Here is a 22470-nt window from a genome sequence, read left to right on the forward strand (position 1 = left end):
AAGTAATCTGAGTCACGTTTCGATCCGGATGCGTTTCGGAGCAAATGGATGTGGCTTGGACTACGAGGCACTACGAGGAATGAGGTACTTACGTTGAGCACGAAAGTCACCGGCGGTGATGCAGGTACTCCCCGCACTGAGCGCGGGGATCGGGCATTGGGGCCGCTCGAACGTCTGTTGATGTGGCGCCCGTTTTCTGCGGTCGCGCGCACACTCATCATCCTGGCGCTGGTCTTCCCGCTGCTGTTCGCGGGCCTGTTCATGTGGGCTATGTGGGACCCGACCGGCTCCGTCCCCAACACCAAGCTCGCGGTGGTGAACAATGACAAGGGCGTTGACCGCGGCGAGGGGGCCGGATTAGAAGAATTCGGTGCCGACGTCGTGGAAGGGTTGACCGGCCGCGACTACCTCGATTTCGACGTGGTGAACAACGAGGACGCCCGCAAAGGTCTCATGACCGGCAAGTACCTGTTCACTGTCACGATCCCGGAGGACTTCTCGCAGAACGTGGTCACGGTGATCGATCCGGAGCCGAAACAGGCGAATATCATGGTCAACTTCAACGACTACAACGGCAGTAACGGCGCCATTTTGACCTCCGGCCTGGTCCCGCAGATCCAGTCCGAAGTCCGCGCCGAGGTGGCCAAGACCTACGCGGAGGAGGTTCTCGGCGGCCTCAACGAGCTGGGCGACGGCATCCGCCAGGCAGCTGACGGCTCCAAGCAGCTCGACGACGGTGTCGGCCAGCTCAAGGACGGCGCCGGGCGCTTGGACGACGGTGCGAAGCAACTCAATGACGGTCTGTACCAGCTCGAGGACGGCACCGACCAGCTCGCCGACGGGGCGCGCCAGATTGATGAGGGCGTGGACAAACTGACCGGTATGCTGATCCCGCTGCTGGAGAATGTGCAGGGCGGCGTCAGCCAGCTCACACCCATCGTGGACACCCTGCGACAGTTCGGCCTGCACGCCGAGGCGGACAAGCTCGACGGCATTGTCAGTCAGCTCGACCCGGGCAACCCGGACAACGTGGTCAACGACCTGAACCGTCTGCGCGAAGGCACGGGCGAGCTCTACGCCAACCTCTCCAATCCGGAGATGCCGTACCGAAACGGCCTCAACCAGCTCATCGACGGCTCCGAGCAGCTTGTCGACGGCACTGGACAGCTCACCGACGGCACCGCACGCCTCCAGGACGGCGCAAATCAACTGAATGACGGTGCGAAGCAGCTCAACGACGGCACTAGCCGGTTGACCGACGGCACCTCGCAGCTTGTCGACGGCGGCGGGCAGCTCGAAGACGGCATTAACCAGCTGAAGGACGGTTCCGAGGAGCTGTCGACCAAGCTCGGCGAGGGTGCTGACCGTGCGCCGGAAGTCAAGTCCATGGATAAGTCCTCCGATCAGATCGCGGTGCCGATCATCTTCGACGAGGCGAACCTGCACCCGACGCAGGTCGTGGTCGATCCGGAGGACCCGACGAAGAAGGAGCCGTCGAGCGGCTTCTCCGTCCTTGGCCTGATCGTGATCAACTTCCTGCTCATGGCAGTGGTGTCGATCCTTCTGCCGCACGCTATTGGCCGCCGCCACAAGGCATCCGGCGCGGCCGGCCCGGTTTTGAGCGCCTGGGGCACGATGTTGGGCATCAACGTCGCACTCACCGCGCTGCTGGGCTTTGTGTCCATCACCCTGGGCTGGCGTCCGGAGAACTGGTTCGTCATCGTCGCGGCTCTGCTGCTGATCGACATCGCCGGCACCACGATCTTCCAGTTCTTCCGGATCCTGTTCGGCCGGGTAATCGGTGCGATGTTCAATATCGGATTCTTCGCCCTGGGTCTCTTCGTCTCCAGTGCGGTCTGGCCGCTGTCCACGCTGCCTGCCCCGCTGAAGTTCATGAACCCGCTGCACCCGATGAGCCACGCACGCAACCTGTTCGTGCGCTCCGTGGACGGCATCTACGACAACACCTTCTGGATCGCCATCGTGGTCCTGCTGGTCTTCACCGTCCTGGCGCTCGGCGCATCCATCCTCATCTACGATGCACGCCGCAAATCTCTGTTCATCGACGACCCGAACGAGAACGAGCGCGACCGTAAGAAGTACGAGCGCGAGATCCGCGAAGGCGAGGAGCCGCTGCAGTCGGTGTTCTCCCGCTAGTCAGCGGGAGAAGTTGGGCGGACGTCGTGACTGGCGTCCGGCCTTTCTCATGTCCACTATGCGATGTGCACTATGCGATGCTGATCTTCACCGATTCGCGACCTGGTGTTTTCGCGACTGCATAGTGCGCTTCGCATAGGGGGCATCGCATAGTGCGCTCCGTTAGGAGAAGACACGAAAAACCCCGCCGAGGCATTCAGCTAAAAGAATTGAGCTGAAGCCCGGCGGGGCTTTTCGTGTGAGCGGCGAGAGCTACCAGGTGGCCACGAACCGCATGAGCAGCTGCGCGATCGGGTCCGGGAACGGCTTGCGCAGCCACTTGAGAAGGCGGTCGGTGAGGCTGACGGCGTAGTGGGGGACCCATTTGCCCCACGGCGCGTTCTTGGTCAGGACGCGGACGGCTTCATCGGCGACGTCGCCGGGGGTGAGGTTCACACCCATTGTCTTGACGGACTGGGCGTTGACATTGGCGACCTGGGTGGCGGCCCAGAGGGGCATGAGGTCGTGGACGCGGATGTCGTCGTTACGCCATTCGACGCTGAGTGCTTCGGTGATTCCGTTCACGTAGAACTTCGTGGCGGAGTAGGTGGAGATCTCCGGCTGGCCGAAGATGGCGGACGCGGAGCTCATGTTGATGACCACAGCGTCCTTCGTGGCCTTGAGATACGGGTAGGCGGCCTGGGCGCCGAAGGTGACACCGAGGCAGTTGATGTCCACCAGCGCGCGGATTTTCTCCGGGTCCTGCTCGGCGAGCAGGCCGTCGATGATGATGCCGGCGTTGTTGAACAGGAAGTCGAGGCGGCCTCCAGTGCGGGCGGTGAAATCCGCTAGGGCGGTGTCCCATTCGTCCCGGTCGGTGACGTCGAGGTGTCCGGTGACGAGCTGGCCGTCGGGGATATTATCGGTGCCCCAGGTGACGTCCTGGATGTCGTAGGCGCCGACGGTCCAGCCGAGGTTGAGCAGCCGCTGTGCGGTCGCTTTGCCGATGCCGCTCGCGCCGCCGGTGATGAACGCGGCGGGGCGGGAGGCGGCGTCGGCGGTGAAGTCCGCGGGCTTCACGTAGGGAGTTTCGGTGGTGTCTTCATGAAATGGCTTGGCAAATGGATTCCACATAGAAAAAACTCTAAACCCTAGATAAATATGGCGCGGGTCAAAGCTATATAAATATGTGATTCACAGCATAGGTCAGTTGTCGCTCCACGTGCGGGTCTTCGCGAACATCGCGGCGACAGCGACACCGAGCATGAGCACACCGGCGGGCAGCAGCAGAGCCACGCTCATCGCCTCAGCGAACGGTTCGTGGAGGAATTCCGGCAGGGGACCGGTCTCCGAATGCCCGGCCGCATCGCTCCCGAGACGCAGCGCGAGCTGGGACGACATTGCCGCAGCCACCGCGGCCGAGCCGATGACAGCGCCACCTTGCCGCACCGTGTTGTACACGCTCGACCCCGCGCCCGCGAGCGCCGGATCGAGGTTGCGGGTCGCGATCATCGACAGCGGCCCCCAGATCAGCGAGTTGCCGAGACCATAAAACACGCTGATCAGCAGCATCCAGTAGGGATTGATCTGCGGGTCGGTGATCCACGCCGTGGCAAAGATGCTTATCGACGTCACCGCCAGCCCCACAATCGCGAACGGTTTCGGGTCATGCGTATTGGTCTGCTTGCCGATGAACCCGGACAGTGCGCCGGACACCAAACCCGACGGCAGGAGGAGAAGCGCGGCCATCGTGGGGCTGAAATTCTGCACCCGTTGCACGTAGATCATCAACGGAATGGCGAAGGTGGACACCGCGAAGCCCACCGTGGTGATCGCAGCGGATGCGAGCGCGAAATTCCGGTCCGCGAACAGCGAGAGCGGGACCAGGGCATCGCGACTGGTGCGGGCCTGCCAGGCGATGAATGCGGCGATGAATACTGCGCCCACAACGATCAGGCCGATCGAGCGCGCGTCCCAGTCGAAATTGGAGCCCTCTTGAATGCCGAAGATCAGGCAGAACATTCCCACTGCGGATAAGGCGACGCCGAGCCAGTCGAGACGTCGGGCGGTGAGTTCTAGCTTGGGCACGTTCTTCCAAGCCAGGATCAGCCCGATGATGCCGAACGGGACGTTGACAAAGAAGATCCACTCCCAGCCGCCAAGGTCCACGAAAATCCCGCCGAGCAGCGGGCCCACGATTGTGGCGACGCCGGCGACCGCGCCCCAGACGCCCATGGCGCTGCCGCGCTGGGTGGGGGAGAAGGTTCGGATCATCACCGACATCGTCTGCGGCGTGAGTATCGCGCCGCCGAGCCCCTGGAAGGCGCGGGCAGCAATGAGCACCCCGACGGAGCCGGCCAGTCCGCATGCCAGCGACGACACGGTGAACACCGCGAGGCCGAGCATGTACAGTCGCTTCGGTCCGAACCTGTCGCCGAGCCGGCCCGTGATGAGCAGCGGCACCGCATATGCCAGCAAGTACGCGCTATTCACCCAGATCACGCCGTTGTACGTGGCGTTCAGGCTTTCCGCGATCGCGGGGATGGCGACGGCGACGATGGTGGAATCCACGAGGATCATGAAGAAGCCGACCATCATCGACCACAGCGCCGGCCACGGGGAGCTTTGCGACGCCGAATCCTGTTGTGCCATTGCGCCTCCAAACCCTCTATTCCGACACCGGCAATCTACCCCTTCACTTCGAAAGGGTCTATCCCCGCTGGATGACCGCACAAAAAGAACCAGCCCCTCCCCGCCGGGGAAGAGGGCTGGTTCAGGTTGAGTGCAGACTCAGCGCTGAATTAGATCTGGATGCCGAAGTCCTTCAGTGCGGCGTTGATCTGGTCGCGGACCGGTGCGAACTGCGGGACGAAGGCCACGATGACGCCGGCGAGAGCTGCCAGCAGGCCTGCGACTCCGAGGCCGATCAGAACCGGTTTAGCGCTGGAACCGTCGTTGCTGGAACCGGAGGAGCCGTCCTCGCCACCGTCCTGGCTGCCCTCAACCTTCACCGGCATGGTCACGTCGGTGCCCTTGTCGGTGGTGATGCGCAGGACTGCGTCCGCCGGAGCGTTGGCCGGAACAGAAAGATTGACGGAGGCAGTACCGGCCTCGCCCAAGCCCTTCTCGCCAAGCGCCGGGTCGATGTCAGACTCCGCGGAGGCAAGCTCCTTGCCCTCAGCATCCTCGAGCTTGACGGTGACCTTCTTGGCGTCGTCGTTCTGGGAGTAGATCAGGGAGGACAGGTCGATCTTCGCGTCCTGGCCTGGCTTCAGAGGCTGCTCGACCTTCACGCCAACAGCGGACTGGCCGCGCGGAGCGAGCTCCTCGCCGCTCTTCAGGTACTGGATGAAGGCATCGACATCGACGAGGCCGATGTTGGACATCTCGGAGCCCTTGGTAAGAGCATCGAAGCTGTCGCCGCCGCCGAGCAGGAAGGTGGAGCCAGCGACAACGTAGTCCTTGTCCATGTCCATCGGCTTGCCGTCGATGGTGATGGAGGTGATGCGCTCGCCCTGCTCAGCGTCCGGGTTGTAGGTGTAGGAGACGTTGTTGGACAGGCCCAGCGCCAGACGCGGGCGGTCTTGACCCGGCTTCCACTGCTGCTCGAGAGCCTCCTTGAAGTCGGCGCCCTTGAGGGTCTTGTAGGAGTTCTCGTTACCGAACGGCTGGACGGAGAAAGCCTGCTTGTAGGTGACCTCGCCGGCGGGCAGGTCGTCGCGGACGCCGCCAGCGTTCATGATGCCGATGTCGGGGGTGACGCTGGAGTTCGCAGCGACGCTCCACTTGGCGGCCTCGGCGAGGAGGTTGCTCAGGGAAGACTCAACACCGCGGTTGGAGCCGGATTCATCGCCCGCGTTCTTGCCGCGGGTGAAGTCGATCGGAGACGTAGCGACGACCTCCTTGCCCTGTTCTTCAGCTTGTGCCTTGGCCTCGTCGACGATCGCAGCGATCTCCGGGTTCGCCTTGTCGCACGCAAGAACGGTGGCGTTGTCGACGACCTTGGCCTCGTCGACAGTGATCTCCTTGGTATCGCGGTCGATGCTCAGGTCGACGTTTGCGAAGCCCTGGGAGTAGGAGCCAGCCTGCGCGACGACCGGGGTGGTGGACTTATCCGGTGCGACGTAGACGTGGGTGTGGCCGAGGAAAGCGACGTCGACGTTTTCAAACTTGTCCGGAGAGATATTGCCTGCGTGGACCAAGGCGACGACGACGTCGGCTTCCTTGGAGTCCTTGATCTGCTTGGCCAGGGTGTTGGTGGTGGCGACCGGGTCGTTCCAGGTGATTCCCTCGATGCCGTCCGGGCTGACCAGGTTCGGCATATCGGCGGTGACGGTGCCGACGAATGCGACCTTCACACCGTCGACATCTTCGACGTGGTACGGCTTGGTGCCTTCGACAGACTCGGCGTTAGCTGCGAGGTAGGGGAAGTCGGCGTCGGGGATGACGCGGTCGGTGAGGTCTTTTGCGCCCTTGTCGAATTCGTGGTTGCCAACGGCGGAGACCTTCAGGCCCATCTCGTTGAGGACGTCGATAGTCGGTGCATCGTCGAGAAGCATTGCCGCGAACGGGCCAGCGCCGATGTTGTCGCCGGAAGAAGTCAGGATGTGGGCGTCGCCAAACGGCTCAGCTTCCTTGTCGATCGCGCACTTCAGGCGCTCGGCGCCGGGGATGGACTTCTCCGGTTTCTTGGAGTCCTCTTTGTACTCGAAACGACCGTGAAAGTCGGTGATGTTGGAAATCGAGATCTTGGCGGTATTCTCGTTGGCGGTAGCGGTGACGGGGGAGAGAACGCCAGCGCTGACGGACAGCGCGGCGATGGTGGCGCACAGAACGCGGTTACGCATCGGAGGGAACCTTTCGGGCAGCGGTGGAATGAAGTAACCGGGTGGAAAACAGCCAGCTCACGATGCTGTGATTGCCAGCTTCCAACCAGGGCACGTCAAAACTAAGCCAGGCACATGGACCTGTTGTGACGGTCACATGGATTGCCCGTGACCGGCGGGTGAAAAGCGCGTGACCCGTGGTTGGGGGAAGGCAAGGAAATGGGGAAAGGCCGGACGTCGATAAGCGAAACGCCCAGCGAAAATGCTGGGCGTTGTGTGGATGCCGTGCGTTTATGCGCCGTCGGCGTCCGCCTTGGTCTCGTGGTGGGTGCCCGGCTCGTGCTCCGGCGGAGCGTAGATGGAGTAGAGCTTCGCTGGTGCGTCGGACTCGTTGACGAAGTTGTGCCACTTGCCGGCCGGAACGAAAGCGACCCAGTCGGCGCCGATGACCTGGTCGACCTCGAGGTCATTCTCGCTCGGGCCGATCTGGGCGCGCAGCTCGCCACCCTCGAGGCGGAGGAACTGGTCGTGGCCGTCGTGGACCTCAGCGCCGATCTCGCCGCCGGGCGGAATGGTCATGACAGTGAGCTGGAGATTCTTACCGGTCCACAGGGTGTCGCGGAAAGCCTCGTTGTCGAGCGTGGCCTTCTCGATGTCGACGACGTACGGGTTCGGGCCGTAGTCGTTGCCCTTCTGTGCAGTCATTGTGGCCTCCTTGCCGTGGGGATCCTTCACCTCCCAGCTTACGCTGAATTCTGGTGGCCGGTTCCCAGTTGATAACCCAGCTTTGGGTGCATGGGCGGGGTACAGTGACGGCCATGACCACTGGTGAGTCCGATTTTCCCGGGGCCGACGACATCCCGGAACGAATAACGTCCAACGACGCGCGCCTGTCGCACTTCGTCGAGGCGAATGACCGCTGGGAGGAAATTCCCGAGCGTCTCGCCGAAGACTGGGATTCGATGGCGCAGCTCATCGCGTACTACGAGTCTGTGTGGCGCGACGACGTCCGCGATTTCCCCGAGGCGCAGTACGGCGTGCTCTCCGAGGACGGCGTGTGGAACGAGATGGGGCGTTTCTACCAGTCGATGAAGGAGATCGCTGAGACCGCGACGCGCGTCGTGCGCGAATACGAGCGTGACAATGATCCCGAGGTCGACCCGGGCACCGCGCCGACGGACGAGGAGACCGCCGACGAGCAGTAGCGCAGCTGCGCTTTCCGCTTATCGACGCCCCGTTCCGCGCCCTTTTACCTAGTCCAGCGTGGTTAGCTCGTTTCGGTGCGCGGGGGGAAGAATGAACCGGAACGGAACTCTCACAGGTCGTGGGCTAGTCGGCGCGGCGGTGACGCCCGGTGTACTCCTGCGGCGACACATCGTCTTTGGAGTGCTTCGGCCCGTGCGAAGCACGGCGCGCCCGGCGGAGACGGACCTTCTCCACTTCGGTGAGGTAGGTCTCGCTAGCCGCGGTGTCGCCGTTTCCGCTATGCGACGGGTTGAAGTCCACGAAGGCTGGGAAGTACTGCGTGGGCGCGTCCTGGGCGGAGTCCGCGGAGTGGGCGGGCGACGCCGGTTCTTCCTGCTGCTCGAACGGCTCTGCTGCAGTGTCGACGGGTGCTGCGGTCTCGGCAGGCTCCGCTGGGTGCAAAGGTGCAATGGTTCGCGCGCCAGGGCGGGGGTGGACCCAGTCGTCGGGGTCGATGGCGGCGGACAGATTGACGGTGACGACGAGTGAGCCGTCGCCGAATTCGTAGACCTCGGCGGACGGGATATCGATCTCCGGGCCGGCGGGGAGAGGCAGCAGCGGGAGAGTCCGGACCGGAAAGGCGCCGGGGGCGCGGGTCACGTCGACGCTGATGGAGCCATCGACGGCCCAGGCGCGGGCTTTGACGTCGGATCCCTGCGCGAAGAGCGCCGCGAGTTTCTCCCGGATCGGCCCAGCCTGCTGGGTGTCGAGGGTGCCGAGGACGCGACCGCCGCAGGTGACCACGACGGTGTGACCGTGCAGGTGCAACCCCACGAGCCATTGCCCGGGCGACATCAGCATGGTCTCGGCGGCGGTGAATTCGCCGTCGGCGACGTGAACGTACACGGGGGCTTCACCGGGGGCGGTGCCCGGCAGCAGCAAGGCGCCGGGCAGCAAGTTGTTACGGGGCACGCACAGCGCCGGCGGCGCGAGCTGCACGGTAACGCGGTGGGACGCCGTGAGGCGGTCGAACGTGATCGTGGCCTGGGCGGTGGGCACCAAGCCCGCCTCGTGAAGGGTGTCCACGCTGCGGAAAGGAGCGCGCTCGTGGGCGCCGATATCGCCGATGACGGAGCCGTGGGCTGCCGGCCAGCGCACCCGCCACGCGCCGGTGAGCGGGTCGGGCTCGAGTTCGACGGTGGTGCGGAGGGGCTCGTCGTCTAGCGGCGTGCCGGCGTGCGCGAACAGGGTCGCCGCGACGAGATTGCCCACGCCCAGTTGCGACCCGCCGCCGAGAGCGGACGGGGCGAGAGGGTAGCGGGGCATCGGTTCCATGGCCCTCGACCTTAGCGCAGGACCTTGCGCACTCCCGCCACAACACCGAGGACGATGAAGCCGACGATCAGGCCGACGACCGCGGAGCCGGCGGTGTCCACCAGCCAGCCGAGTGCTCCGCCGCCGACAGCTTCAGACGCCTGCGCGAGGATGTCGTGCGGCCAGTGCCAGCCGAAGACTTCGTGGAAGCCGCGGACGATCAGGTGGCCGCCGACCCACAGCATTGCCACGGTGCCCACGATGCCGATTATCTTCAGCACCCACGGCATGCCCTTGACCAGAGCTTTGCCCAGGCCGGGGGTGTTGCCGCGCTCGATCATTCCGAGACCGATGTCGTCGACCTTGACCAGCAGCGCGACGGCGCCGTACACAGCCGCGGTGATGAACAGGGCGACGGCGACCAGCACGATGAACTCCATGAACAGCGGCTGGTCGGCGATCTCGTCGAGTGCGATGATCATGATCTCCGCCGACAGAATCAGGTCGGTCCGCACGGCACGTTTGACCAGAGAATCTTCGCTTTCCTGGTCGCGGTTGACGGCTTGTTCCTGCTGTTCTTTCTCGTCGTGGAGGAGCTTGTCGGCGATCTTCTCCGCTCCTTCGAAGCAGAGGAAGGTGCCGCCGAGCATGAGGATCGGCACGAGCGCCCAGGGCGCGACAGCATTGAGCAGAAGTGCGATCGGGAGAATGATCAGCAGCTTGTTGCGTAGCGAGCCCTTCGTGATTTTCCAGATGATCGGCAGTTCGCGGGCGGGGGAGACCCCCGTGACGTACTGCGGGGTGACAGCAGCATCGTCGATGACGACGCCGGCTGCCTTGGTGGAGGTTTTCGCCGTCATGGCCGCCACATCATCCATGCTGGTGGCGGCGGTTTTGGCGATGAGGGCGACGTCGTCAAGCAGTGCGAGGAGACCGCCAGCCATACGCGGACCTTTCTGTTCGGGGGTGTGTCGAAGAACAAATACTAGTGCGAACGCGCCGTTTGGGTAGGGTGTGGTCCATGTCAGAATCCGTGACCTCTACCGCGCGCGTGCGACTCGACCGCCCCGCACGTTACGGCAAACTGTTGGCCAGCTATTTTGAGCAGCTTATCGACGCCACGTGGGACCCCGAGTCCTCCAAAGGCACCTTCACGTTCCCTCCCGCCGGTGCCCTGGGAAACCCGGGCGGCGGTGCTGCGACCTGCGACGTGATTGCCACCGACGGTGTTCTCATGCTCAGCCTTGAAGGTGCGGAATCCGCTGTCGAGTGTGCCGAGCGCGATCTTGCGACACGGTTGATTCACATGGCGAAGGACCAGGAAGTCGCAGTGGAATTTGCCCGCGGCGACGGCGGCATTGCGCGATTCACCCGCGAGGACGAAGAACTGACTGCTTAAGTCCGCCGATACTTATGTCGCGGCCGGCGTGAGCTCGACCTCGTCTGCCCAGGTGAGATCGATGCCGAGGGCGCGGAGCCATTCCATCGCGTCGTCGTCGTGGCGGGTGATGCCTTCGACGGCGTTCAACGTTGCGTCGATAGCCTTTTCCGCTTCTTCCGCGGTGATGAAGCCGGCAGAGGTGGCCGCCGCGAGCTCGTCGATGTCGAGTACGTCGATTGCCTCGCCTTGGACTGCGACGAGGTCGACGTACAGGTCGCGGGTGCGCCACACCTCGCCCTCGACGTCGATGTCCGCGATGTCGAAGTAGTAGTCCTGCTCCACATCGACGCCCTCGCGGAAGTGGAAGATATTCGCGCGCAGGTTCAGCTTGGGCAGCAGCCAGCTCTCGAGGTACCCGAATTTCGGGTGGTTCGCCCCGCGCGCCATGTACAGGCCGAAGTCGGTGACCCGGAAGGTGTCCACCTCGCGCAGGAACCCCTTCGGGTCAGTGTTGATCTTCGACGTAGTGTCGAAGGTCTCCTGCTTCACCGGGTGCAGATCGGGGCCGTCTGCGCTCTCAGTCTGGCCCGTGCTGTTCGCATCCATTGCGTTCACCTGCCGTCCGTGCGTGTTTATGCGTGGATACTTACTTCACCGTCACGCTCAGCGCCGTCGGGGCGAAGCCGCAGCTGCGGCCGTCAGTCTTGACAGCCCCGGAGACCACCGCCAGCACCGGGCCGGAGCCCGTGTCGGCGACGTTGGAGAGCGTTGCCGGTCCTGTCTTGTTTATCCCCTTGTTCAAAAGCGGCGTTACACCGGTGCGCAGGTTGGCCAGGTTGATCCAGTGGACATTCATGGCGCCTTGCTGGGGCGATGCCGGTTTCGTGCCCAAAGCCGTGAACACGAACGTGGCCTGTCCCGCCTTGGGGGCCGGCACCGGAATGCGCGCCGGTCCCGGAACAGCGATCAGGGAGCCGGTGGAGTTCATCCCCGGGCCCATGCAGTTGGGGGAGACCGTCGGCCAGAAGCCTTGCCGGAAGTCAGGCCCGCCCTCCGGCAGGCCTGGCCCGCCGCTGCCGCCGCCCGCGAAGAACGCGAGTGCGCCCAGAAGCGCGTCGCGGACCTGGGGCGGGACTCCAGGACGGTTGGCAAAATCCTTCACCGCGCGCTGCACTTCCGGAGTGGGCCGGCCGAGCGGGTCGACGATCGACGAGCCCGCGGAGAGGGCGGCAGGAGAGAAGGCGGGGGCCGCCTGCGCGGGGGCGGGCGCGGCGAAGGCACCGGCGGCGAGCGCCGCGGAGAGGGCGGCAGACACAACGGTGCGGCGGGAAGGGCGGAAGGGCTTAAGGGGTGTTGCTATCTTCAAGGAACTAATCCTTTGTCGCGGGAAAACAACATTAGGGCATAAATAACGTTAGTAACGCAAGTAACTTTAGTGACGTCAGCAACATTTGCAACACTGTCTCCGGATTTCGCTGCGTTCTCCCGCTAATTTTGTGCTCTGTCAAGATGTGGGTCTGGACTTTGCGGCACTGTTTTTCGGCACGTGTATTTTCGGTGTCGCACGTACAGCCCTACAGGAGTAGGGTTTAACCGTTCAACTGCGCTGTATGCAGTATTCCTACCTGAAGGAGCAGACGAAGAAGTGTCGCACCCTGAGTTCCGTAACGTCGCCATCGTCGCCCACGTCGACCACGGCAAGACCACTCTCGTCAACGGCATGCTGGAGCAGTCCGGCGCCTTCGGCGACCACGGCGAGGTTGCAGACCGCGTCATGGATTCCGGCGATCTCGAGTCCGAGCGCGGAATCACGATTCTGGCGAAGAACACCTCCATCCGCCGCAAGGGCCTTGGCAAAGACGGCCGCGACCTGGTCATCAACGTCATCGACACGCCGGGCCACGCGGACTTCGGCGGAGAGGTCGAGCGCGGCCTGTCCATGGTCGACGGCGTCGTCTTGCTTATCGACGCCTCCGAAGGCCCGCTCCCGCAGACCCGCTTCGTCCTGGGCAAGGCCCTCGAGGCGAAAAAGCCCGTGATCATCTGCGTGAACAAGACCGACCGTCCGGACGCGCGCATCGACGAAGTCGTCGAGGAAGCCCAGGATCTCCTCCTCGAGCTCGGCGCGTCGCTCGAGGACCCGGAAGCCGCCGAGGCCGCCGAGAACTTGCTCGAGCTGCCGGTGCTCTACGCCTCCGGTCGCGCAGGCCGCGCCTCCTTCAATAACCCGGGCAACGGTGAACTGCCAGACAACGACGACCTCCAGCCGCTTTTCGACGTCATCTACGACGTCCTCCCCGAGCCTTCTGCCGACATCGACGCGCCGTTCCAGGCTCAGGTGACCAACCTGGACTCGTCCTCCTTCCTCGGCCGCATCGCGCTCATCCGCGTCTACCGCGGCTCGGTGAACAAAGGCGACACCGTCGCCTGGGTCCACTACGACGCTGACGGCGAGCAGCACGTCAAGAACGTCAAGATCGCGGAGCTCCTTGTCACCGAGGGCCTCGAGCGCGTGCCCGCCGACGGCGACGTCGTCGCAGGCGATATCGCCGCTGTGTCCGGCATCGACGAGATCATGATCGGCGACACTCTCTGCGACCCGGAGAATGTCGAGCCGCGCCCGCGAATCAAGATCGACGATCCGGCGATTTCCATGACCATCGGCGTGAACACCTCCCCGATGGCGGGCCGAGGCGGCGGAGACAAACTCACCGCCCGCATGGTCAAGGCCCGCCTCGACCAGGAGCTGATCGGCAACGTCTCCATCAAGGTCCTGCCGACCGAGCGCCCCGATGCCTGGGAGGTCCAGGGGCGCGGCGAGATGGCACTGACCGTCCTGATCGAGACGATGCGCCGCGAGGGCTTTGAGCTGACCGTTGGCAAGCCGCAGGTGGTCACAAAGGAGATCGACGGCAAGACCTACGAGCCGTACGACCACATGGTCATCGACACCCCGGCCGAGCACCAGGGTGCCGTCACCCAGCTGATGGCCAACCGCAAGGGCCAGATGACCGCGATGGGCAACGCCGGCTCCGGCGACTGGGTCCGCATGGAATTCGACGTCCCGTCCCGCGGCCTGATCGGCTTCCGCACGACCTTCCTCACCGAGACACGCGGCGCCGGCATCGCCAACTCGTACTCCATCGAGCATCGCCCCTGGGCCGGCGAGATCAAGGGCCGCCCGACCGGCTCGCTCGTCGCCGACCGCTCCGGCCAGGTCACCTCGTATGCGTTGATGCAGCTCGCCGACCGCGGCAATTTCTTCGTCGAGCCCGGCGCGGAGACTTACGAGGGCATGGTCGTCGGCGCGAATAACCGTGACGAGGACATGGACGTCAACATCACCAAGGAGAAGAAGCTGACCAACATGCGTGCCGCGTCCGCGGACACGACGGTCACCCTCTCCAAGGCGAAGACACTCTCCCTCGACGAGGCGATCGAGTTCTGCGACGATGACGAGTGCGTAGAGGTCACCCCGGAGGCCATGCGCGTCCGCAAGGTGATCCTGAACGCTACCGAGCGCGGCCGCGCCCGCTCCCGCGCAAAGCAGAAGAACAAGTAGCCGCAGTAGCGGGAGGACCCGCGCAATGCAGTAGCATTGACCCTCATGCGCACCCCCAGTTGCAGAATCACGGCGGCGAGAATCATCGCCCCGGTTCTCGCGCTGGGGGTGTTGTCGTCGTGTTCGGCGCAGCCGGGGCCGCCGCCGATCGTGGAGAAGACCGAAACCACGGAGACCACCACGACAACGGCGCAGCCCGCAGCCCGCACTGAGGCGGCCGTCGGGGTTCAACCACTGCGCAACGGCCTCAACCCGCACATGGTGGCCGACGAGAATTCCACGGTCCGCGACGTCGCGGAGCTCACCCTGCCCAGCGCGTTCAGCCAGGGGGAGCTCAACACCGACTTGCTCGAATCGGCGGAGGTGCTGGACGACGAGGCCCCGACGATGACCGTGCGCTACGTCATTGCGCCTGCCGCGCAGTGGTCCGACGGCAGCCCGATCACCGGCGCCGATTTCGTCTACCTGTGGCGCGGCATGACCACAACGCCCGGCACCGTCGACCCCGCGGGCTACCGGGCCATCGAGGACGTGCGGGTCAGCGGCCCCGGCGGCAAGACAGTGGACGTCGTCGTCCGCGAGCACACCGACACCTGGCCCGAGCTGTTCAACTATCTTCTGCCGTCGCACCTGCTCGATTCACGGGCGGCGGATTTCGCTGTCGCGCTCGCCGACACGATTCCCTCGTCCGCCGGCCGCTACATGGTGGACAAGGTCGACCGTGGCGCAGGGGTGGTCACCCTGAAGCGCAACGACAGGTTCTGGGGCCCCGATCCTGCGAGTATCGACCTGCTCACCCTCAACTTCGTGCGCTCGACCGACCTGACCGCCGACCGCCTGCGCTCCGGCCAGCTGGCATTCGTCGACCACGTGCCGGGGGAGACATCGTGGGACGCGTATTCGCTGCTCCCCGACACGCAAGTCCGCCTTGCCGAAGGTCCGCGCGAGCTCGGTGTCACGCTCTCCGCCACCTCGCCCGTCCTCAAAGACAAGGATGTCCGCCGCGAATTCGCATCGCTTATCGACGTCCCCCTCATCTCCCGCATCGCCGCCTCCCGTTCCCGCGACCTGGCTGTCGCCGACCCCACCACCCCCTTGGACGGTGAGCCGGACGCGCTGCGCGCTGCTGTGGAGGAGTCGGGTCCTCTCCGCATCGCCGCCGACCCGCGCGACGACCAGGCCATGCCCGCCGCCCGCGCGCTCGCCGACATCCTCGTGCGCGCCGGCATCGACGCCGAAGCCGTGGCCGCCGACGCCTCCGATACCGCCACTCGCCTGCGCGAGGGCACCGTCGACGCCGTTGTCGGCTGGTCGCTCGACGGCGGCACCGCTCTGTGGGCCAGCAAGGTCCAGTGCCCGGATGACGAGGTAGATTTCGTCTCCGGCAACGTGAGCGGCTTGTGCCTGCCGTCGACACGCGGCATGGCCGGCGACATTCTTTCCGGCCGCATCCCCGCCGAGGATGTTCCCGGTGCCGTGTCCGACACTCTCCGCCACGAAGTCGTCTGGGTGCCCCTGCTCTCTGAACGCCGCGTTATGGCTCTCGGCCGCGGCATCACCGGTCCCGCGCCCGCCCTCGACGACTGGGAACGTGGCGTCGACGGGGCTGCCCAGTGGACCACTACCCAGACGTCCTCGGACGCCGAACCCGACGACGACACCTCCGGTGACCGGGACAGTGACCGCGACAATGACAGTGACAAAGACGGTGACAGAAAGGACGACCGAGTCGACGATGAACGCAGCGAACCCGAGCACGAAGAGCAGTGACCTCAACCCGCGCGACCTAGTGGGGCTGCGTGTGGTGGCAGTCCACGCGCACCCGGATGACGAGTCCATCTCCACCGGCGGCGCCCTTGCGGATCTTGCGCGGCGCGGCGCCGACGTTCTCGTCGTCACGTGCACCCTCGGCGAGGAAGGCGAGGTGATCGGGGAGACCTATCAAGGGCTCGTCAATGACGAGGCCGATCAGCTCGGCGGCTTCCGCATCCACGAGCTGACCCGCGCCCTCGACATCCTCGGGGTCCGGGGCGAATTCCTCGGCGACGTTGGACGCTACCGAGATTCCGGGATGGCGGGATCGCCCGCGAGCCGGAACCCGCGCGCCTTCGTCAACTCCGGCGAGCACGCGGTCAACGACCTCGTCCAGATCTTCCGCCGCGAAGCCCCGCACCTCGTCCTCACATACGACTCCAACGGCGGTTACGGCCACCCCGACCACATCCGCGCCCACGAGATCACCCACCTCGCCGCCCAGCAGGTCGACATTCCCCGCATCCTCTGGGCCGCGCGCCTGCGCGAAGAGCTCGAGGCCGACATCGCCAACGAGATTCCCGCCGGCTGGACGCGCCCGGAACCGGGCGAGCTCGACGCCGTCGACACCACCGACACCTGGGTCGAAATGGATGACATCGTGTACGCCGCCAAGGCCGACGCAATGAAGGCGCACGCCACCCAGATTTGGCTTGCCGACGGCTCCGTTTCCCCCACCAACCCCCATCCCGCCACCGCACACGGGCCCGTGACCACCTACGCCCTGTCCAACCTCATCGCGCAGCCAATTACCCGCCGCGAGCACTATCTTGTCGGCGCAGGCGTGCTGCTCGGGCGCGGCGCCGACATCGCCAGCGGCCTCGACTTCTAGACTTCTAGATTTCTCATGACACCACCCGGCCCGTCCCGCCAGCCCATCACGCGGACCGACTTCACACCAGCCGAAGCGCGTTCCGGCCTCACCTGGCTGTCGGTGGGAGCGGGGATGGCGGGGCTGGTGGAGGTGGCGTCGATAAGCGTGCTCTATGGCGTTGCCTCGATCCTCGCCGCAGGTCTCCTGGGGGCTGTGTTCACGCGCACTGCGCTGCTGTGGACACGCGGCAGAAGACTGCCGGCGGCCGTGCCGCTGCTGGTGTGGATCTGCAGTTTTGTGCTGCTTGCCGTCGGGCCGGAAGTGACCGCCGCGATCGTCGCCGAAAATAAGATTCGCTGCGGCCTCCTGCTCGCCGCCGCGTGTGCCGGGGGCGTGTGGCCCATCGTGGCGCGGAAGTGACATACTGATGTGAGAGTTTTCGTCATAAGGAGTGACAGGAGCCCATGACCTACATCATCGCTGAGCCGTGCGTCGACATTCTGGACCGCGCCTGCGTCGAAGAATGCCCCGTCGACTGCATCTACGAGGGCAAGCGCATGCTCTACATCCACCCCGACGAGTGCGTCGACTGCGGCGCCTGCGAGCCCGCATGCCCCGTCGAGGCCATCTTCTACGAAGACGACCTGCCGGAAGAGTGGAACGACTACTACGACGCCAACGTCGCCTTCTTCGACGAGATCGGCTCCCCGGGCGGCGCCGCCGCTGAAGGCCCGTACGACTTCGACCACCCGTTCGTGGCAGCGCTGCCACCCATGAACCAGGAGTAGGGGACATGGGGACGCGCCGCCCGCTCAGCCAGGTCCTGCCCGATTTCCCGTGGGACACCATCGCCGACGTCAAGCGCAAGGCCGCGTCCCACCCGGACGGGCTGATCGACCTGTCCGTCGGTGGGCCCGTCGACGAGGTGCCGCCCGCGATTCAGCTCGCGCTCGCGGAGAACTCCGCCGCGCCCGGCTACCCGCAGACCATGGGCACGCCTGAGCTGCGCGCCACGATCGTTGCGGCGTTGGACCGGCGCTTCGGCGTTGCCGGGCTGAACGAGCGCGCCGTCCTGCCGACCATCGGACTGAAGGAAGCTATCGCGTGGCTGCCCACCTTGCTCGGTTTGCGCGGCCAGACCGTGGTCATCCCGGAGGTCGCGTACCCCACCTACGAAGTCGGCGCACTCATCGCGGGATGCGACGTCGTGCGTTGCGACGACCCGTCTGACGCCCCCCGCGACGCCGCCTTAGTCTTCATCAACTCCCCGTCGAACCCGACCGGCGCTGTGGCCTCCGTCGAGCTGCTGCGCTCCTGGGTCGCGTTCGCCCGCGAGACCGGCGCCATCATCGCCTCCGACGAGTGCTACCTCTACCTTGGTTGGGCCGCCGAACCCGTCTCGGTGTTGCACCCGTCCGTCACAGACGGCGACAACACCGGCCTTCTTGCGCTGCACTCCCTGTCCAAGACCTCGAACCTGGCGTCCTACCGTGCCGGCACGATTTCCGGAGATGAAGCCCTCGTGCAGGAGCTTCTCGAGATCCGGAAGCACGCCGGCCTCATCGTTCCCGGCCCGATCCAGCACGCCATGGTCGCCGCGCTCGAATCGGATTTGCACGAGGAAATGCAGCGCTCCACCTATGCCACGCGACGCCTCGAACTGCTCAAGGCGTTGCCCGAAGCCGGCTTCACGGTTGACCACTCCGACGCCGGCCTGTACCTCTGGGTGCGCCGCGACGGCATGGACTCCCGCCAGGCTCTCGACTGGTTCGCCGACCTCGGCATCCTCGGCGCCCCCGGCGATTTCTATGGCCCCGCCGGCGCATCCCACGTCCGCATCGCGCTGACGGCCACCGACGAGAAAATCACCGAAGCCGCGCACCGTCTCACCGCGTAGCTACGCGCGCAACGTTTTCCTTTCGCCGCGCAGTCAGGACTACACTGACGAAAGTTTGAAGATAAACCTTACAGCCAGCGGCGGTCCTGAGGCTGCGCGCGGCGAAAGAAAGGTGGCCGGGGTTGTGACGACCCGTAACAAGAGCGCGAACGGCGCTGCACATGGCTCCGGAAGCACTGCTGTGCGCGTCATCAACGGCCTGCGCGAATTCATTAGATTCGGCCTCGTCGGCGGCTCCGGCGTGCTGGTCAACTTCGTGGTGTTCTACCTCGCGTCGAAGGTTCTGCTCCACGGCTTCGGCTTGGAAGCGGACGACATCATCACGCAGATCGGCTCCACCCGCTGGAACGTGCGCTGGTACCACTTTCTGTCGTCGCTGGCCTTCCTACTCGCCAACACCTGGAACTACCAGCTCAACCGCAGCTGGACGTTCCGGGGGCTGGAGAAGAGGTCGTGGCTACGCGGGTTCTTCCCGTTCCTGGCCACCGGACTCGTCGCCTTCGTCGTGTCGCTTACGTGCATGACCTTGCTCATGAACCCGACGACGCCCGTCGGCCTGCCCGACCACATCTTCGACGGCTCCAGCGGTCTGCGCACGAAGTCCTACTGGGCGCAGGCGATCTCGACGTTGATCGCGATGCCCGTGAACTTCATCATCAACAAGCTCTGGGCGTTCCGGAAGCCCAAAATCAAGCGTTCCGATGCGGCCACCCGTCATGCTGTATCGCAAGCGTCTGCCGATCTGAACAGTGTAAACGGATCGCGCGAAACGGAATAACAAAACTGCCGGGGGCCTCGAGCCCACCGGCAGTTTGCGTCTTCGTTCCCTCGGGGCGGGGCGCTAGTTGTTGTGCAGCTCCGCGTTGAGCTCCACACCCTTGGCCTTGACGGCCTCGACAGCGCCGGTGACGGAGTTGCGGCGGAACAGGATCCCGCTGGCGCCGGAGAGCTCGACGGCCTTCACTGTGTCGCCCTCGGAGCGGCCGACGGTCTGGGCGATGTCGGCGGACAGCACCACCTTGGTGCCGGCGGTGACGTAGAGGCCGGCTTCGACGGTGCAGTCGTCGCCAAGCGAAATGCCGATGCCCGCGTTGGCGCCGAGCAGGCAGCGCTCGCCGATCTCGATGGTCTCCTTGCCGCCGCCCGACAGGGTGCCCATGATGGACGCGCCGCCGCCGATGTCGGTGCCGTCGCCGACGACGACGCCCGCGGAGATGCGGCCTTCGACCATGGACGCGCCGAGGGTGCCGGCGTTGAAGTTCACGAAGCCCTCGTGCATGACCGTCGTACCCTCAGCGAGGTGCGCGCCGAGACGGACACGGTCAGCGTCGCCGATGCGCACGCCGGTCGGAACAACGTAGTCGACCATGCGCGGGAACTTATCGACGGAAAAGACCACCACAGGACCCCTTGCCGACAGACGACTGCGGACCACCTGGAAATCGGAGACAGCGCACGGTCCGTAGTTGGTCCACACCACGTTGGCCAGCAGGCCGAACAGCCCGTCGAGATTCGCCTCGTGCGGCTTGACCAAGCGGTGGGAGAGGAGGTGGAGGCGCAGGTACGCGTCGTAGGCGTCGACGGGTGCTGCCGTGATGTCGACGATCGAGGTCGCGACCGGCACACGTGCCACGCCGCGGTCCTCATCCGGGCCCGCGAGCTTGGCGAACTGCTGCGGCGTCTCCTCCAAGCGGGTCGTCCCAGTGGTGGACACGGACTCACCGAGCTTCGGGGCCGGATACCAGACATCCAGGACAGTTCCATCGTGGGTGACAGTGGCCAAACCTCGTGCGAATGCGGTGGTCATAGTAGCAATCAGTTCTTTCTCTTACGTTGTATGCGGATGCACAGTCTGCGCGAAGCGCTAGCTGTGCTCAGCTTAGAAGATCTTCAGGCGGCGCGTGGGGTTCCACGCGGGGCAGCGGCGTCGACCCAGCACGAGCCAGCCCGACCTGGCTCGAGCCGGGGCGGCGGATTGCGCCCGCGGCAGCCAAGCTGAACAGCCGAATCGGCTGCCGCCCGAGCCAGAGAGACCAGCCAGCGACAACCGGTGCCCGCCGACGCCAGCGCTACGCCATGTGCGCCGGCGCGGACGCCTTGCCGCGGTGCACGATGAGGCTGACCACGACGATCACGCCGACGATGACGAGGGCGGAGAGGAGTTCGGCGCGGCCGCCGTCGTCGAAAAGCATGAGCGTGATGAAGCCGCCGAGCGTGGCGAGTGTCGCCCACGGCAACCACGGGTAGCCCCACATGCGCACGTTGGTGATTTCGCCGGATGCGACAAGCTGCGGGTGGAGGCGGATGTAGGAGAGGATCACCATCGTCCAGATGGCGATGAGGATGCCGCCGACCGCGTTGAGCAGGAAGGTGAGCAGCCCCGGCGGGTTCCACCACTGCATGGCGACGGATACGAAGCCGAAGAAGATCGAGACGAGCACGGCGCGCACGGGCACGCCGGCCTCGTTGGTCTTCGCGAAGTAGGCGGGCGCGTCGTTGCCGCGCGCCATGGAGTACAGGAGGCGGGAGTTGCCGTAGAGCTGCGCGTTGCACGCAGACAGGAGGGCGAGCGCAATGACGACCTCCATGATGGTGGCGGCCCCGGAGACATTCGCGCGCTGGAGCACAAGGGTGAACGGCGATTCGGCGGCGGAGTCGGCGCCGGCGATCTGGTCGTACGGCAGCAGCAGAATGATGAGTAGGACGGAGCCGATGTAGAACACGGCGATGCGCCAGATCGCGGAGCGGATGGCGGCGCTGACGGCTTCCTGCGGGTTCTCCGATTCGGCGGCGGCGATGGTCACGAGCTCAATGCCGCCGAACGCGAAAGCGACGGCGAGCATGGCGGTGGCGATGCCGCCGATGCCGTTGGGGACGAAGCCGACGGCGTCGATATTGCTGAAGCCCACGGCGTCCATGCCGGGGAACAGGCCGACGACCATCAGCACGCCCACGACGAGGAAGACGACGATCGCAGCCACCTTGATCAGGGCGAACCAGAACTCGAATTCGCCGAAGCCGCGCACGGCGGCGAGATTGATCGCGGCGAAGAACACGACGGCGATCAGCGCGGGGATCCAGGGGGCGATACCGAACCACCCGGAGATGATGGCGGAGGCGCCGGTGATTTCGACGCCGATGATGAGCACCTGCATGAACCAGTACGCCCAGCCGACGGAGAAGCCGGCCCATGCGCCGAAGGCTTGGTCAGCGTAGGTCGCGAAGCTGCCCGACGACGGCCTCGACGCCACCATTTCCGCGAGCATCCTCATGATGCAGACGGTGACGGCGCCGGCGATGACGTAAGCGATGATGACGGCCGGTCCGGCGGCTTGGATGCCCACGCCGGTTCCGAGGAAGAGTCCCGCGCCGATGGCGGAGCCCAGACCCATCATGGTCAGGTGGCGGGTTTGCAAACCGCTGTTCAGGGTGTTCGACATGAGTCAAGTGTAGAAACCCTGGGAGCGTGCCAATAATCCGGGGTGAATTAAATGCACTCCACGGCAAAAAGAGCACGCTTATCGACGCCCGCGACCACCTCCA

Annotated in this window: 20 protein-coding genes; 10 read left to right on the plus strand and 10 right to left on the minus strand. The window is 65.1% G+C overall.

Annotated elements, in window-relative coordinates; all coding sequences use genetic code 11:
- The first annotated feature begins 93 nt into the window (after positions 1-93).
- Positions 94-2157, plus strand: coding sequence for a YhgE/Pip domain-containing protein (locus CAPP_RS04305; RefSeq protein WP_076599842.1), 2064 nt, complete (start codon positions 94-96; stop codon positions 2155-2157).
- A gap of 252 nt (positions 2158-2409) precedes the next feature.
- Here the strand turns inward: CAPP_RS04305 and CAPP_RS04310 are convergent, their stop codons facing one another.
- From CAPP_RS04310 to CAPP_RS04325, 4 genes are all read right to left on the minus strand, one after another.
- On the minus strand, positions 2410-3270 hold the full coding sequence (locus CAPP_RS04310; RefSeq protein ID WP_084560724.1) for an SDR family oxidoreductase: 861 nt from the start codon (positions 3268-3270) through the stop codon (positions 2410-2412).
- 72 nt (positions 3271-3342) lie between these two features.
- Complete coding sequence (locus tag CAPP_RS04315) at positions 3343-4788, minus strand: DHA2 family efflux MFS transporter permease subunit (RefSeq protein WP_234958986.1); 1446 nt, start codon at positions 4786-4788, stop codon at positions 3343-3345.
- A 149-nt stretch (positions 4789-4937) separates the two neighbouring features.
- Positions 4938-6983 carry a bifunctional metallophosphatase/5'-nucleotidase gene (locus tag CAPP_RS04320; protein ID WP_076599844.1) on the minus strand — a complete coding sequence of 682 codons (2046 nt, stop codon included), beginning with the start codon at positions 6981-6983 and terminating at the stop codon, positions 4938-4940.
- A gap of 270 nt (positions 6984-7253) precedes the next feature.
- Positions 7254-7667, minus strand: a complete 414-nt coding sequence (locus tag CAPP_RS04325) for a cupin domain-containing protein (protein WP_076599845.1) — start codon at positions 7665-7667, stop codon at positions 7254-7256.
- Between the two features lie 113 nt (positions 7668-7780).
- Here CAPP_RS04325 and CAPP_RS04330 point away from each other — a divergent pair, with 113 nt between their 5' ends.
- On the plus strand, positions 7781-8167 hold the full coding sequence (locus tag CAPP_RS04330) for a DUF4298 domain-containing protein (RefSeq protein WP_076599846.1): 387 nt from the start codon (positions 7781-7783) through the stop codon (positions 8165-8167).
- Between the two features lie 124 nt (positions 8168-8291).
- On the opposite strand, the gene CAPP_RS04335 is transcribed toward CAPP_RS04330, so the two are convergent.
- Positions 8292-9482, minus strand: coding sequence for a hypothetical protein (locus CAPP_RS04335; RefSeq protein ID WP_076599847.1), 1191 nt, complete (start codon positions 9480-9482; stop codon positions 8292-8294).
- 11 nt (positions 9483-9493) lie between these two features.
- The gene (locus tag CAPP_RS04340) at positions 9494-10405 is read right to left on the minus strand and encodes a DUF808 domain-containing protein (protein ID WP_076599848.1); all 912 of its coding nucleotides are present in this window, start codon (positions 10403-10405) and stop codon (positions 9494-9496) included.
- Between the two features lie 77 nt (positions 10406-10482).
- Between CAPP_RS04340 and CAPP_RS04345 the strand changes: the two genes are divergently transcribed.
- Positions 10483-10860, plus strand: a complete 378-nt coding sequence (locus tag CAPP_RS04345) for a DUF2218 domain-containing protein (RefSeq protein WP_076599876.1) — start codon at positions 10483-10485, stop codon at positions 10858-10860.
- A gap of 12 nt (positions 10861-10872) precedes the next feature.
- On the opposite strand, the gene CAPP_RS04350 is transcribed toward CAPP_RS04345, so the two are convergent.
- A complete protein-coding gene (locus tag CAPP_RS04350) occupies positions 10873-11448 on the minus strand; it encodes a ribonuclease FAU-1 family protein (RefSeq protein WP_076599849.1) in 576 nt (191 codons plus the stop codon).
- 40 nt (positions 11449-11488) lie between these two features.
- Positions 11489-12208: an Rv1157c family protein gene (locus CAPP_RS04355; RefSeq protein ID WP_234958987.1), complete on the minus strand. Its 720-nt coding sequence runs from the start codon at positions 12206-12208 to the stop codon at positions 11489-11491.
- A gap of 279 nt (positions 12209-12487) precedes the next feature.
- On the opposite strand from CAPP_RS04355, the gene typA reads away from it, so the two are divergent.
- The 7 genes from typA to CAPP_RS04390 all read left to right on the plus strand — a co-directional run bounded on the left by typA (position 12488) and on the right by CAPP_RS04390 (position 19705).
- On the plus strand, positions 12488-14404 hold the full coding sequence (gene typA, locus CAPP_RS04360; RefSeq protein ID WP_076599850.1) for a translational GTPase TypA: 1917 nt from the start codon (positions 12488-12490) through the stop codon (positions 14402-14404).
- Positions 14405-14449: 45 nt separating this feature from the next.
- Positions 14450-16174 (plus strand): ABC transporter family substrate-binding protein, encoded by a 1725-nt coding sequence (locus CAPP_RS04365; protein ID WP_290173258.1) that lies wholly within the window; start codon positions 14450-14452, stop codon positions 16172-16174.
- On the plus strand, positions 16140-17048 hold the full coding sequence (gene mshB / locus CAPP_RS04370) for an N-acetyl-1-D-myo-inositol-2-amino-2-deoxy-alpha-D-glucopyranoside deacetylase (RefSeq protein ID WP_076599852.1): 909 nt from the start codon (positions 16140-16142) through the stop codon (positions 17046-17048). The genes CAPP_RS04365 and mshB overlap by 35 nt, the downstream gene beginning before the upstream one ends.
- A gap of 15 nt (positions 17049-17063) precedes the next feature.
- A complete protein-coding gene (locus CAPP_RS04375; RefSeq protein ID WP_076599853.1) occupies positions 17064-17450 on the plus strand; it encodes a hypothetical protein in 387 nt (128 codons plus the stop codon).
- Positions 17451-17494: 44 nt separating this feature from the next.
- Positions 17495-17818 carry a ferredoxin gene (fdxA, locus tag CAPP_RS04380; RefSeq protein ID WP_076599854.1) on the plus strand — a complete coding sequence of 108 codons (324 nt, stop codon included), beginning with the start codon at positions 17495-17497 and terminating at the stop codon, positions 17816-17818.
- A gap of 5 nt (positions 17819-17823) precedes the next feature.
- The gene (dapC, locus tag CAPP_RS04385) at positions 17824-18927 is read left to right on the plus strand and encodes a succinyldiaminopimelate transaminase (protein WP_076599855.1); all 1104 of its coding nucleotides are present in this window, start codon (positions 17824-17826) and stop codon (positions 18925-18927) included.
- A 124-nt stretch (positions 18928-19051) separates the two neighbouring features.
- The gene (locus CAPP_RS04390; protein WP_076599856.1) at positions 19052-19705 is read left to right on the plus strand and encodes a GtrA family protein; all 654 of its coding nucleotides are present in this window, start codon (positions 19052-19054) and stop codon (positions 19703-19705) included.
- A 63-nt stretch (positions 19706-19768) separates the two neighbouring features.
- Here CAPP_RS04390 and dapD read toward each other — a convergent pair whose 3' ends face one another.
- Both dapD and CAPP_RS04400 read right to left on the minus strand, forming a co-directional pair.
- Entirely contained in the window at positions 19769-20734 is a 966-nt protein-coding gene (dapD, locus tag CAPP_RS04395; protein ID WP_076599857.1) for a 2,3,4,5-tetrahydropyridine-2,6-dicarboxylate N-succinyltransferase, read from the minus strand.
- 262 nt (positions 20735-20996) lie between these two features.
- Complete coding sequence (locus CAPP_RS04400; protein ID WP_076599858.1) at positions 20997-22367, minus strand: amino acid permease; 1371 nt, start codon at positions 22365-22367, stop codon at positions 20997-20999.
- Positions 22368-22470 lie beyond the last annotated feature (103 nt).

The sequence above is a fragment of the Corynebacterium appendicis CIP 107643 genome, from assembly GCF_030408415.1.
Classification (GTDB): domain Bacteria; phylum Actinomycetota; class Actinomycetes; order Mycobacteriales; family Mycobacteriaceae; genus Corynebacterium; species Corynebacterium appendicis.

Coding starts and splice junctions, on each gene's coding strand:
- CAPP_RS04310 (WP_084560724.1), bottom strand. CDS start 3,270: ATGTGGAATCCATTTGCCAAGCCATTTCATGAAGACACCACCGAAACT.
- CAPP_RS04315 (WP_234958986.1), bottom strand. CDS start 4,788: ATGGCACAACAGGATTCGGCGTCGCAAAGCTCCCCGTGGCCGGCGCTG.
- CAPP_RS04320 (WP_076599844.1), bottom strand. CDS start 6,983: ATGCGTAACCGCGTTCTGTGCGCCACCATCGCCGCGCTGTCCGTCAGC.
- CAPP_RS04325 (WP_076599845.1), bottom strand. CDS start 7,667: ATGACTGCACAGAAGGGCAACGACTACGGCCCGAACCCGTACGTCGTC.
- CAPP_RS04330 (WP_076599846.1), top strand. CDS start 7,781: ATGACCACTGGTGAGTCCGATTTTCCCGGGGCCGACGACATCCCGGAA.
- CAPP_RS04335 (WP_076599847.1), bottom strand. CDS start 9,482: ATGGAACCGATGCCCCGCTACCCTCTCGCCCCGTCCGCTCTCGGCGGC.
- CAPP_RS04340 (WP_076599848.1), bottom strand. CDS start 10,405: ATGGCTGGCGGTCTCCTCGCACTGCTTGACGACGTCGCCCTCATCGCC.
- CAPP_RS04345 (WP_076599876.1), top strand. CDS start 10,483: ATGTCAGAATCCGTGACCTCTACCGCGCGCGTGCGACTCGACCGCCCC.
- CAPP_RS04350 (WP_076599849.1), bottom strand. CDS start 11,448: ATGGATGCGAACAGCACGGGCCAGACTGAGAGCGCAGACGGCCCCGAT.
- CAPP_RS04365 (WP_290173258.1), top strand. CDS start 14,450: ATGCGCACCCCCAGTTGCAGAATCACGGCGGCGAGAATCATCGCCCCG.
- mshB (WP_076599852.1), top strand. CDS start 16,140: ATGAACGCAGCGAACCCGAGCACGAAGAGCAGTGACCTCAACCCGCGC.
- CAPP_RS04375 (WP_076599853.1), top strand. CDS start 17,064: ATGACACCACCCGGCCCGTCCCGCCAGCCCATCACGCGGACCGACTTC.
- fdxA (WP_076599854.1), top strand. CDS start 17,495: ATGACCTACATCATCGCTGAGCCGTGCGTCGACATTCTGGACCGCGCC.
- dapC (WP_076599855.1), top strand. CDS start 17,824: ATGGGGACGCGCCGCCCGCTCAGCCAGGTCCTGCCCGATTTCCCGTGG.
- dapD (WP_076599857.1), bottom strand. CDS start 20,734: ATGACCACCGCATTCGCACGAGGTTTGGCCACTGTCACCCACGATGGA.
- CAPP_RS04400 (WP_076599858.1), bottom strand. CDS start 22,367: ATGTCGAACACCCTGAACAGCGGTTTGCAAACCCGCCACCTGACCATG.